The sequence below is a fragment of the Psychromonas sp. SR45-3 genome (assembly GCF_014163575.1).
GTDB lineage: Bacteria > Pseudomonadota > Gammaproteobacteria > Enterobacterales > Psychromonadaceae > Psychromonas > Psychromonas arctica.
Window position 1 is genome coordinate 1 of sequence record NZ_JACJDP010000032.1, and the last position, 12115, is coordinate 12115.

Annotated in this window: 11 protein-coding genes; 9 read left to right on the plus strand and 2 right to left on the minus strand. The window is 37.4% G+C overall.

The genetic code is table 11. The features are described 5' to 3' along the window. From H5084_RS14710 to H5084_RS14720, 3 genes are all read left to right on the plus strand, one after another. Positions 1-285: transketolase-like TK C-terminal-containing protein (locus tag H5084_RS14710; RefSeq protein ID WP_310735760.1), on the plus strand; the 285-nt coding region annotated here is incomplete at its 5' end. A 135-nt stretch (positions 286-420) separates the two neighbouring features. After that, positions 421-1383, plus strand: a complete 963-nt coding sequence (locus H5084_RS14715; protein WP_028869031.1) for a WavE lipopolysaccharide synthesis family protein — start codon at positions 421-423, stop codon at positions 1381-1383. 433 nt (positions 1384-1816) lie between these two features. Beyond that, positions 1817-2470 (plus strand): hypothetical protein, encoded by a 654-nt coding sequence (locus tag H5084_RS14720; RefSeq protein WP_182691117.1) that lies wholly within the window; start codon positions 1817-1819, stop codon positions 2468-2470. Between the two features lie 351 nt (positions 2471-2821). Here the strand turns inward: H5084_RS14720 and tal are convergent, their stop codons facing one another. Next, positions 2822-3781, minus strand: coding sequence for a transaldolase (gene tal, locus H5084_RS14725; RefSeq protein ID WP_182691119.1), 960 nt, complete (start codon positions 3779-3781; stop codon positions 2822-2824). Positions 3782-4049: 268 nt separating this feature from the next. Between tal and rbsD the strand changes: the two genes are divergently transcribed. The 6 genes from rbsD (at position 4050) to H5084_RS14755 (ending at position 10061) form a co-directional block, all read left to right on the plus strand. Next, positions 4050-4466 (plus strand): D-ribose pyranase, encoded by a 417-nt coding sequence (gene rbsD, locus H5084_RS14730; protein WP_182691121.1) that lies wholly within the window; start codon positions 4050-4052, stop codon positions 4464-4466. Positions 4467-4481: 15 nt separating this feature from the next. Then, complete coding sequence (rbsA, locus tag H5084_RS14735) at positions 4482-5987, plus strand: ribose ABC transporter ATP-binding protein RbsA (protein ID WP_182691122.1); 1506 nt, start codon at positions 4482-4484, stop codon at positions 5985-5987. Further along, positions 5984-6967 carry a ribose ABC transporter permease gene (gene rbsC, locus H5084_RS14740; RefSeq protein WP_182691125.1) on the plus strand — a complete coding sequence of 328 codons (984 nt, stop codon included), beginning with the start codon at positions 5984-5986 and terminating at the stop codon, positions 6965-6967. The genes rbsA and rbsC overlap by 4 nt, the downstream gene beginning before the upstream one ends. Before the next feature lie 104 nt (positions 6968-7071). Further along, a complete protein-coding gene (gene rbsB / locus H5084_RS14745; protein WP_028869025.1) occupies positions 7072-7950 on the plus strand; it encodes a ribose ABC transporter substrate-binding protein RbsB in 879 nt (292 codons plus the stop codon). A gap of 140 nt (positions 7951-8090) precedes the next feature. Next, complete coding sequence (rbsK, locus tag H5084_RS14750) at positions 8091-9011, plus strand: ribokinase (protein ID WP_182691127.1); 921 nt, start codon at positions 8091-8093, stop codon at positions 9009-9011. 36 nt (positions 9012-9047) lie between these two features. After that, complete coding sequence (locus H5084_RS14755; protein WP_182691129.1) at positions 9048-10061, plus strand: substrate-binding domain-containing protein; 1014 nt, start codon at positions 9048-9050, stop codon at positions 10059-10061. Between the two features lie 169 nt (positions 10062-10230). Here the strand turns inward: H5084_RS14755 and ilvD are convergent, their stop codons facing one another. Then, a complete protein-coding gene (gene ilvD / locus H5084_RS14760; protein WP_182691132.1) occupies positions 10231-12069 on the minus strand; it encodes a dihydroxy-acid dehydratase in 1839 nt (612 codons plus the stop codon). Between the last annotated feature and the right edge of the window lie 46 nt (positions 12070-12115).

Genomic DNA, 12115 nt, shown 5'->3' on the forward strand with positions numbered 1-12115 from the left:
GCTGAATTAACAGCACAAGGTAAAGCGGTACGTGTTGTATCTATCCCTTGTACTGAGCAGTTTGAATTACAATCAGCAGAGTACAAAGAATCTGTATTACCAGCAGCAGTGACTAAACGTGTTGCAATTGAAGCGGGTATTGCTGATTACTGGTACAAATACGTTGGCTTAAACGGTGCAGTAATTGGTATGACAACATTTGGTGAGTCAGCGCCTGCCGAACAACTATTTGAAATGTTTGGTTTCACTGTTAAAAACGTAGTAGATACAGCTAACGCTTTATAATTAGTTAATCTATTTAGTTTTTTAAAGTTTAAAAAGCCGCGCTTAACTAGTTGATAGTTAGCCGCGGCTTTTTTATTTTATTTAGCTTAATGATAAAACAGCAAGTAAAGCTTAATCTGCAGGAGTTAGTGAGTAATGGTAAATGATTGTGATATTACCTTTGTAATCCAGGGACGAGTAGTAGATTTAACAAAAGAAACTATCGCATCTATTCGTAGGCTATTTCCGGGAAGTAAAATCTTTTTATCAACATGGAAAGGGCAATGCCTCGACGGTTTTTTTGTAGATAAGATCATAGAGAATGATGACATCGGACCAACGGTCATTAAATATAATAAACACTCTAAGCCACATACGGTTAATGTTAACCGTCAAATAATATCATCAATCAATGGCTTAAAAGCCGTTAATACAAAATTTTCTGTAAAAATTAGAAGTGATAATAAATTAACAAGTCGAACAATGATGGATTATTTTGGTGTTTTTGATCATAACCGAGACCCTGCATATTCATTATTTGAAAATAGGATTGTAACATCTAATTATTTTGCTAAAGAATACACGCAAGGGCTTAAAGTTCCTTTTTTTATCTCTGATTTTTTTCAATTTGGATTAACTAAAGATCTGAACAATTTATGGGATATCACATTATTTGATGATTATATTTTTAACGATGAATTTTTGGGGAAACTACAGCATGAAAATCTGCCTTATAGACAACACCATATCGAACAGAAACTATGGTTAAAATTTATCAATAAGCATAGAACAGTGCTGCTTAAGAATAAATTTGGTGATGCTGATTCAGTGAAGTTATCTTATAAATTAATGCTTAACAATGTTGTTATTGTCGATGGAAGTTTACTTGGATTGTCAGTGCCAAAACGTCTGGAACAACATGATGGATTTCCTTACGAAAACTTTACTCACTTACGTTGGCATTACTTATATAAAAAATATCTTAATATGCCTATCAATGATTCTAAAAAAATAGTTATTAAGTGGTCCATTGCCAAGTATTATTCATTTCTTAAATCGGGCTTAAGAACTAAATTAAAAGATAGAATAAGGTATATTTCTTCATCGTTTAAGCCTTAACTTTTTAAACTCAACGTAAATTAACTACGAAGGCGCGAAGATAAAAGAGTGCTAGGCTATAATGGGTACGGATAACGTATTTTAGCTTTAAGGGAGGACGGTATTAATGGCCTAAACCTGTTATATTTTCTTTTTGCACTCGCTTTCTTTGTTTTATCTTGTTTAAATAGCGAGCTCGTTATTTATCTCTCCAGATTAAAAACTCTAATTAAAAATAATAGTAAACAAAAAACTATCGCGTAAATTGTGTTTATTTGCAATATTCAATGCGAGGAGCGGGTTAGGATTAAAATGTTCTAGAAAAGTAGTGTTTATATTAAATTACTAAGCAAATGATTATTATTTAGGTTGTTATTTATTTAACAGTTCAACTTATAATTAATCTTATTATGGGCAATGGAATGATTTTTCTTTATTGATAGGTTCTCAATTTATGCATTTACAAGAAATAGAAAAAAAAATAACTAATATGGACGTAAAATCAGAATTCATATCAAAAAAAGATGGGCGAATAACAACTATATTTGAATCATTATATGTTTTGAAAAAATTTGCACCAAATAAAGTCCATAAAAACGAATGGGTTATAGAGTACGATGTTATAGCTCATTTAAAGAATAATAATGTTTTAGCACCTAGTTGTTACGGATATAGAATCGATAACAGTGGTGCTTATTTATTTAAAGAATATGTTCCAGGACAACCGCTAGAAAATTACACTAAAGAGACTGCGTTACAATTAGCGCTTATGTTTTCTAAATTCCACGCAACAGGCGTTGTCACATGTGACGCTCATAATGATAATGTTATCCAGACTCTTGGTGGTGAGCTTCTTTTTATTGATTTCGGTAAAGCAATTATATTCAAAAAGAAAAATTTATTATTCTATTTTAAAGCGGCTAGAGAAATTTTCTTTATAAAAACAAAAATAATAAAAGATAACGTAACATATCAAGATTTTTTAAAGTCTTATATAGCGCTGCAACCTGATAAGCAAAGACGGATATTACGAACTTTTTTTGCTGGATGTAATAGCATCTTACATTTACGCGAAAACTTTCGCCAAAAATATAAAAAAAGCAAATAAATTAAGCCCAATTACTATTGAGATAATCCTTTTTTGATTATCTTTAACATAAGCTAGCTTTAACTATTTTCTTATTTTATTCGCATTTTTTGCGAAGGGCTTGGTGTTTAATGCTGTTATTAAAGTCAAAAGAAAATTGACCATGAAGGCATGAAGATAAAAGAAGGTTAGGTCAAAAACCGAAACTAAAACCTAATTTATTGCCAAGGAAAAGGAAAATAACTTTAACTGTTTTATTGGTTAACTTCGTTGTTAATACTATTTATTTTTGCACAAAAAAAGAGAGCCTTAGTATCACTGAGGCTCTCTTTTAACTATTATTCTAATCTAAGTTTAAATAACTTTACGATATTAAGCTTGTAGTAAGTCTGCTAACTGTTTATCTAATTTTATTTGGTCTAGTGTGAAGTTACGAATACCTTCTGATAACTTTTCTGTTGCCATTGCATCTTCATTTAGTGACCATCTAAACTGGCTTTCTGTTAGGCGAGTAACATCTTCTTTAGTCGATTTTTTATCACCCAGCATTTGTTGTATTGGCTCGTCTCTACTTTGCAATACTGCCATTAGATCAGGGCTAATGGTTAAACGATCACAGCCTGCGAGTGCTAATACTTCTTCAACACTTCTAAAGCTTGCACCCATTACCACTGTGTTGTAACCCTGTTGTTTATAATAATTATAAATTTCAGTGACGGAAATAACACCAGGATCTTCATCTGCCGGGTAAGACGCTTTACCTGTTTGCTTTTTATACCAGTCCAGAATACGGCCGACAAAAGGAGAGATCAGGTATACGCCAGCTTCAGCACAGGCTTGCGCTTGAGCAAAACTAAATAGTAAAGTGAGGTTACAATTAATGCCCTCTTTTTCAAGTATTTCAGCTGCTTTTATGCCCTCCCAAGTAGCTGCTAATTTAATTAGAATGCGATCGTTTGAAATGCCTGCTTGGTTATATAAAGCAATCAATTTGCGGGCTTTTAAAATCGAAGCTTCAGTATCAAATGAAAGGCGTGAATCTACTTCTGTAGAGATTCTTCCTGGAATAATTTTAAGCACTTCTAAACCGATTAAAACTGCTAATTTATCGCTAGCATCAATCGTCTGCTGTTGGATATCTTGTGATTGTTGTTTAGCCCATTCTGTTGCTTGTTGTAATAAACCTTGATATTGGCTTAGTGAAGCTGCTTTTAATAATAAAGATGGGTTAGTGGTTGCATCTTGTGGCTGATATTCTTTAATCGCTTGCACATCACCTGTATCAGCGACTACTGTCGACATTTCTTTGAGTTGTAATAATTGATTGGTCATAAATTTTCCCGTTAATGTTGGTGACTGTTTTATTAGTATCAATCTTCCTATTGTTAAGCAAGCATCATTTCTGTTTATTTTTGTGTAGATAAGTTTGCAAAAAAATATCGTGAAGCGGCTCTCTTTTTTTGCCATCAATACGTGCAATTTATTTCATAACGTTTAAATTTCACTCATCGAAACGATTGCGCAAACGTTTCGTTGGTAAGTGAAGCCATACTTATAAGCGTGTTTTTAAAACAAATATTAATTGCCTTGAGGTTTTAAAATGAAAAAATCAGCACTGTTAAATGCAAAATTATCTTATTGCATTGCCTCATTAGGGCATTTTGATGAAATAACAATATGCGACGCAGGTTTACCTATTCCAAGCCAACCAGTGCGTATTGATCTTGCTTTAACGCATGGTGTACCTGCATTTATTGATACCGTTGCTGTTGTGCTCAGCGAGATGCAAATAACAGGTGTGATATTGGCTGAGGAATTAAAAAAAGTGAGTCCAGAATTGCATCTGCAATTGTTAGATTTAATTAAAAAAGAGCAAGTATCTGGACATCACATCGATATTACCTATATCAGCCACCAAGCATTTAAAGATCGCACGATTGAAAGTAAAGCAGTGGTACGGACGGGGGAATGTACACCTTATGCCAATGTTATTTTTCAATCCGGTGTAGCCTTTTAGTCGTTGAGGATAAAAATGAAACAGCCAATATTACAGCTTAATAATATCAATAAGTCCTTCCCTGGTGTGAAAGCGCTGGATGGGGCTTCCCTAAATGTTTATCCCGGACAAGTAATGGCTTTGTTGGGCGAAAATGGGGCGGGAAAATCGACCTTGATGAAAGTGATCACTGGGATCTATTCGCTGGATGACGGTGAAATTCGTTATCAAGATAAAGTGGTTAGTTTTAATGGACCAAGAGAGTCTCAAAAGGCTGGTATTAGCATTATTCATCAAGAGTTAAACCTGTTACCTGAATTGACGATTGCAGAAAATATCTTTTTAGGGCGTGAAATAACCAATCGATTTGGTGCAATTAACTGGTCACTTATGTTTGAACAAGCAGATCTATTATTGAAGCGCTTAAAGGTAAAACACAAATCATCTACTCCCCTTAATGAGTTAAGTTTAGGGGAACAGCAAATGGTTGAAATTGCTAAGGCTTTATCCTTTGAATCAAAAGTGATCATTATGGATGAGCCAACTGATGCGCTGACAGATAGTGAAGTTGATTCATTATTTGTGGTGATCAATGAGCTACGCGATGAAGGGTATGGCATTGTTTATATCTCGCATCGTTTGAAAGAGATTTTTGAAGTATGTGATGATATTACGGTATTACGCGATGGAAAGTTTATTGCGGAAAAAACAGTTGCGTCGATGGATGAAGATACTTTAATTGAATTAATGGTAGGGCGTCGATTAGATGAGCAATACCCCCGTATTGCAACTACTCACAGTACTGTTTGCTTAGAAGTGAAAGAGTTATATGCGAAAGCCACACATGGCGTTAGTTTTACTTTAAACCATGGTGAAATTTTAGGTGTTTCAGGGTTGATGGGCGCAGGTCGTACTGAATTAATGAAAGTCATTTATGGCGCTCTTGCTCGTGAATCGGGTGACATTGTTCTTAATGGGCAAGTGATTAATCCTACTTCTTCATTGCAGGCTTTGAATCATGGCATTGCTTATATTTCAGAAGACCGTAAAGGTGATGGCTTAGTGTTAGGGTTATCGGTTAAAGATAATATGTCTTTGTGTGCACTCAAAGATTTATCTAAAGGCTGGCAATTAGATCATCAAGCTGAAGCAACGTCGGTTAATGATTTTATTCGTTTATTCAACATTAAAACACCTTCAATGAACCAAATTATTGGTAACTTATCCGGTGGTAATCAGCAAAAAGTTGCGATTGCTAAAGGCTTGATGACTAAACCTAAAGTATTGATTTTAGATGAACCCACACGCGGTGTTGATGTGGGAGCCAAAAAAGAAATTTATCAGCTGATTAATAAATTTAAAGCGGAAGGCATGAGCATTATTCTCGTGTCATCTGAAATGCCTGAAGTACTAGGGATGAGTGATCGCATTTTAGTAATGCATCAAGGTCAAATAAGTGGTGAATTTAGCGCCAAAGAAGCAGATCAAGAAAAGCTAATGGCTTGTGCCGTTGGTAAAAATAACAACGAGGTAGCAGCATGAGTTCAAATATAACAAGTTCAGTGTCAGGAGCATCGAAAAGGCACTTTCTGAGTAAAGAGTGGTTTATTGAGCAAAAGTCACTGATTGCATTAATCGTATTAATAGCCGTTGTTTCAGTGCTCAATGAGTACTTTTTTACGATTGATAATATTCTTAATATTTTACGTCAAACTTCTGTTATTGCTATTTTAGCAGCAGGGATGACACTGGTTATTTTAACCGCTGGTATTGACCTAAGTGTGGGTTCTATATTGGCCTTATGTGGCGCATTTGCCGCTAGTATGATCAGCTTAGAGATTCCTGTCTTGATTGCAGTACCTGTGTCTTTATTGGGTGGCGCTGTATTAGGTTCTATGGCGGGTTTTATTATTTCTAAGGGTAAGGTTCAGGCCTTTATTGCTACGTTAGTGATGATGACGTTATTACGTGGTGTCACCATGGTTTATACCGATGGTCGTCCAATCTCAACGGGATTCACCGATGTTGCGGATAGCTTTGCATGGTTTGGTACTGGCTATATGTTTGGTATTCCTGTGCCCGTTTGGTTAATGATTTTTGTATTCGCAGGCATTTGGTATCTATTAAATCACACACGTTTTGGACGTTATGTTTATGCCTTGGGCGGCAATGAGTCAGCGACAAAATTATCGGGTATTAATGTTGACCGCATCAAGATCGGCGTGTACTCGATCTGTGGTTTATTATCGGCACTTGCCGGCATTATTATTACTTCTCGTTTGTCATCGGCACAGCCAACCGCGGGCATGGGCTATGAATTAGATGCGATTGCTGCTGTTGTGGTAGGTGGAACAAGTCTTGCGGGTGGTAGAGGTTACATCATGGGTACATTGATCGGTGCCTTGATTATCGGTGTTTTAAATAATGCCTTAAATCTATTAGATGTGTCTTCATACTTCCAAATGATAGTAAAAGCTGCCGTTATTTTATTAGCTGTATTAGTTGATAACAAAAATAAATAAACACTAACAGTAACCGGTAATCAACAACAAAGAATCAAGAATAAGTAACAAGCTATATAAATTTACATTAATTTATTTTTTAAAACCAAGAAAAGGAATGTTCAATGAAAAAGTTAACTACATTAATTTCAGCCGCTGTGATTTCAGCTACTTTTAATGCAGGTGCAGCTGCACAAGATACGATTGCGATGGTGGTTTCAACACTTAATAATCCATTCTTTGTGACTATGAAAGAAGGTGCAGAGAAAAAAGCAAAAGAGCTTGATTACAAATTGATTGTGCTAGATTCACAAAATGATCCAAGTAAAGAGCTAGCAAATGTTGAAGATTTATTAGTTCGTGGTGTAAAAGCGATTTTGATCAACCCAACAGATTCCGATGCAGTATCTAATGCGGTACGTATGGCGAATAAAGCTAATACACCTGTTTTTACCTTAGATAGAGCGGCAAATAACGGTGAAGTCGTTAGCCATATTGCCTCTGATAATGTTGCTGGTGGTGAGATGGCGGGTAAATATATCAGTGAAAAAATTGGTAAAGATGCAAAAATTGTTCAACTTGAAGGTATTGCGGGTACCTCAGCTGCACGTGAACGTGGTGAAGGTTTCATGAAAGCGGTTAAGAGTGAAAATATGCAATTATTGGCTAGTCAACCAGCTGATTTTGACCGTACTAAAGGGTTAAATGTAATGGAAAATTTACTTTCATCGCAACCACAAACTCAAGCTGTATTTGCACAAAATGACGAAATGGCATTAGGTGCATTCCGTGCTGTACAAGCTTCTGGTAAAAAAATATTAATTGTCGGTTTTGATGGTACTGAAGATGGTATCGCAGCAGTTAAACGTGGTCTTTTAGGTGCGACGATTGCACAACAACCTGCGCTAATTGGTGAGATCGGTGTTGAATCAGCGGTAGCAGTCTTATCGGGCAAAACCGTTGCTAAAAATATTCCTGTACCATTAATGATGATTGTAAAATAATTTGTCGAGAGGTTACGTAAAGTGGCCTCTCTTATTTACACTTATTTAGTATTTTTATTTATTAGTCTCTATTTATTAATATGTTATGTATATTAACTTAGTAGGCTAATAGTATTTAACCCATCTCAAAAGGTATTTTTATGCGTCAACTAACAGTACTAGGCAGTGTTAATGCAGATCATGTTCTGAGGGTTGGTAGCTTTCCTCGTCCAGGGGAAACATTACATGGGCAAGGTTACTCTGTTATTGCCGGTGGTAAAGGAGCAAACCAAGCGGTTGCTGCTGCACGTTTAGGGGCAAATGTTAGCTTTATTGCCTGTGTAGGAGACGATAGTTTTGGTCTTAATATTCGTCAAGAGTTTGAAAAAGACGGTATTAATATTGATGCAGTAATGATCGAAAAGGATACGCCAACTGGGATTGCGATGATTCAGGTTGCAGCAACGGGAGAAAACAGTATTTGTATTTCTGCTGAAGCCAATTCATGTTTAACACCACAGCGTATTGCTGCACATACTAGTATCATCGAACAGGCTGATATGTTGTTATTACAACTAGAAGTGCCAATGGAAAGCATCGAGTATGCCGCTGAAATTGCCAATAAATCCGGTACGACTGTTATTCTCAACCCTGCACCAGCTCAACATCTAAGTGATAAATTGTTGAAACTGATCGATATTATTACCCCGAATGAAACAGAAGCTGAAATACTGACTGGGATTAAAGTATTTGATGCAAAATCAGCACAATTAGCTGCAGATGTACTGCATAAAAAACAGATTAAAACCGTGTTGATCACCTTAGGCAGTCAAGGGGTGTGGTTAAGCAAAGATGGTGAAGGCTCTCAGATTATGGGCTATAAAGTTGATGCGGTTGATACTACGGCGGCAGGTGATACCTTTAACGGTGCTTTTTTAACTGCGTTATTAGAAGATAAGTCTTTAGACGAAGCGGTACAATTTGCTCATGCTGCAGCCGCTATTACGGTGACCGGTCAAGGTGCCCAATCCTCTATTCCATATCGTCAAGATGTAACTGAGTTCTTAACTGAAAGAGCATAGCTGCAAAAGCATAACTGCAAGGAAATAAATAAAGAAATGGCCACTATTAAAGATGTAGCAAAGCATGCCCAAGTTTCTACTTCCACCGTGAGTCATGTCTTAAATAAGACTCGCTATGTTAGTGAAGCTGTTACCGAAAAAGTGTTAACCGCCGTTGAGGCATTGAATTACGCTCCCTCTGCGCTTGCTCGTAGCCTAAAGTTAAAAAACACGCATACTTTTGGTATGTTAGTGACGACTTCAATTAACCCTTTTTTTGCTGAAGTAGTAAAGGGGGTAGAGCGTCGTTGTTATGAGCAGGGGTACAATTTATTGTTATGCAATACCGAGGGAGATTTTGACCGGCTGCGTTTTAATATTGATATGTTATTGCAAAAAAGAGTGGATGGGTTGTTGCTAATGAGCGATGAATTAGTGAACCAAAATATAGATATTTTTGCGCGACATAAGCCCGTACCCACAGTCGTTATGGACTCCGGTGAAACACACTTTCCTGCTGATAAAATTCAAGACAACTCCTATCGCGGTGGATATATTGCAACTCAGCACCTGATTAAGCAAGGTCATACCAGCATTGGCTGTATCCATGGTCCGTTAGATAAACCCACGGCAAAGAAACGTTACGCTGGTTTTAAGCAGGCAATGCTGGATGCAAACCTCATTATTAATGATCATTGGATAGTACCGGCAAACTTTGAATGTGAAGGTGGTGCGATTGCATTTAAAGCTTTATACGATCAAGGAACTCTGCCAACGGCATTATTTGTGTGCAACGACATGATGGCAATGGGAGTGATTAATATGGCCAATGAGTTAGGGTTATCAATCCCTGATGATTTGTCTATTATTGGATACGATGATATTAAAATAGCGCGTTATATGAGCCCCTCGCTCACCACCATTCATCAATCTAAGTTTCATCTTGGCCAACAAGCGTTTGATACCTTATTAGATAAAATACAAACTCAACGAGATACTGACTTAGAGATCCAGCTTGAACCTACTTTGGTTGAAAGATCTAGCGTTATGCCCAATAGAAAAAATAGCTGATATTATTTTTTACCAAAGTAATCTAGCGTTATCACATATAAATGATAAACAATAAAAAAGCCCATTATGATTCATAATCAGGATGGGCTTTTTCTTTATCTATTTTATTTAAATAGTTATTTTAGTTTATTCAATACCTAGATTTAAGGCTGTTAAAGGCTGTTAAAGGCTATTTAAGTTTAGATAAATCGCGTACTGCACCTTTATCTGCTGATGTTGCCATCATTGCATACACTTTTAATGCTGCCGAAATAGGGCGGATACGGTCAACAGGTTTCCAGCCGATAGCATCTTGCTTAGCGCGACGTTCAGCAAGTACTTGTTCAGATACTTTTAAGTCCATTGCACGTGTTGGAATGTTGATATCGATGATGTCACCGTTTTCAATTAAACCAATCACACCACCCGCCGCAGCTTCTGGTGAAACGTGACCAATTGACAGGCCAGAAGTACCACCTGAGAAACGACCATCAGTGATCAATGCACACTGCTTGCCTAGTCCCATTGATTTCAGGTAAGACGTTGGGTAAAGCATTTCTTGCATACCTGGACCACCTTGTGGGCCTTCGTAACGAATAACAACGACATCGCCAGCAACCACTTTACCACCTAATATCGCTTCAACCGCATCATCTTGGCTTTCGTATATTTTAGCTGGGCCCGTAAAGGTTAGGTTATCGTCATCAACACCCGCAGTTTTAACTACCGCGCCATCAACTGCCATATTACCGAATAGTACGGCTAAACCACCTTCGGTACTGAAAGCGTTGTCTATTGAGCGGACACAACCATTTTTACGATCATTATCTACGGTATCCCAACGACAAGATTGGCTAAATGCTTTCACGGTACGGATACCAGCAGGGCCTGCACGATAAAAGTCAATAATCGCTTGGTCTTTAGTTTGCATGATATCGTATTTTGCTAATTGCTCTTTCATGGTTGGACTTAGAATAGTTGGGATATCGCTATTTAATAAACCTGCTCTATCTAACTCGCCTAAAATAGCCATTACACCACCGGCACGATGTACATCTTCCATATGGTATTCAGGTGTTGAAGGTGCCACTTTACAAAGCTGCGGAATACGACGAGACATCTCATCCATGTCTGCAACGGTAAAGTCTAACTCTGCTTCTTGTGCACACGCTAAAAGGTGAAGAATGGTGTTGGTTGAACCACCCATTGCAATATCCAGTGCCATTGCATTTTCAAAAGCAGGGCGGCCTGCAATAGATCGCGGTAATACAGAGTAGTCATCTTCTTGGTAGTGACGTTTTGCAATCTCAACAATACGACGACCTGCTTCTAGGAATAAATTTTCACGGTCGGCGTGCGTTGCTAACATTGAACCATTACCAGGTAGTGATAAACCTAATGCTTCGGTTAGACAGTTCATAGAGTTCGCGGTAAACATACCAGAACAAGAACCACAAGTAGGACAAGCACTGCGTTCTACTTTTTCTAAATCTTCATCAGAGACGTTTTTATCAGGTCCCATTACCATTGCATCAACAAGGTCTAGTTTGATAATTTGGTCAGAAAGCTTAGTTTTACCCGCTTCCATTGGTCCGCCTGATACAAATATAACTGGGATGTTTAAGCGTAATGCCGCCATTAACATTCCCGGTGTTATTTTGTCACAGTTAGAGATACAAACAATGGCATCTGCACAGTGTGCGTTGACCATATATTCAATTGAATCCGCGATTAAATCACGTGAAGGTAGGCTGTATAACATACCCGAGTGACCCATTGCGATACCATCATCAATCGCAATAGTATTAAATTCTTTAGCGATACCTCCGGCTTTTTCGATTTCACGAGCAACCAATTGGCCCATATCTTTTAAATGCACGTGTCCCGGTACAAACTGTGTAAATGAGTTTGCTATAGCAATGATCGGTTTTCCGAAGTCATCATCTTTTACACCAGTTGCGCGCCATAATGCACGAGCACCTGCCATGTTACGACCGTGTGTTGATGTTTTTGAACGATAAACTGGCATGTTAATTTCCTTAAGCTACTTGCTGGCCAAACTACTTGGCGCTGAT

Coding starts and splice junctions, on each gene's coding strand:
- rbsK (WP_182691127.1), top strand. CDS start 8,091: ATGCGTCAACTAACAGTACTAGGCAGTGTTAATGCAGATCATGTTCTG.
- ilvD (WP_182691132.1), bottom strand. CDS start 12,069: ATGCCAGTTTATCGTTCAAAAACATCAACACACGGTCGTAACATGGCA.
- H5084_RS14755 (WP_182691129.1), top strand. CDS start 9,048: ATGGCCACTATTAAAGATGTAGCAAAGCATGCCCAAGTTTCTACTTCC.
- tal (WP_182691119.1), bottom strand. CDS start 3,781: ATGACCAATCAATTATTACAACTCAAAGAAATGTCGACAGTAGTCGCT.
- rbsA (WP_182691122.1), top strand. CDS start 4,482: ATGAAACAGCCAATATTACAGCTTAATAATATCAATAAGTCCTTCCCT.
- rbsC (WP_182691125.1), top strand. CDS start 5,984: ATGAGTTCAAATATAACAAGTTCAGTGTCAGGAGCATCGAAAAGGCAC.
- H5084_RS14715 (WP_028869031.1), top strand. CDS start 421: ATGGTAAATGATTGTGATATTACCTTTGTAATCCAGGGACGAGTAGTA.
- H5084_RS14720 (WP_182691117.1), top strand. CDS start 1,817: ATGCATTTACAAGAAATAGAAAAAAAAATAACTAATATGGACGTAAAA.
- rbsB (WP_028869025.1), top strand. CDS start 7,072: ATGAAAAAGTTAACTACATTAATTTCAGCCGCTGTGATTTCAGCTACT.
- rbsD (WP_182691121.1), top strand. CDS start 4,050: ATGAAAAAATCAGCACTGTTAAATGCAAAATTATCTTATTGCATTGCC.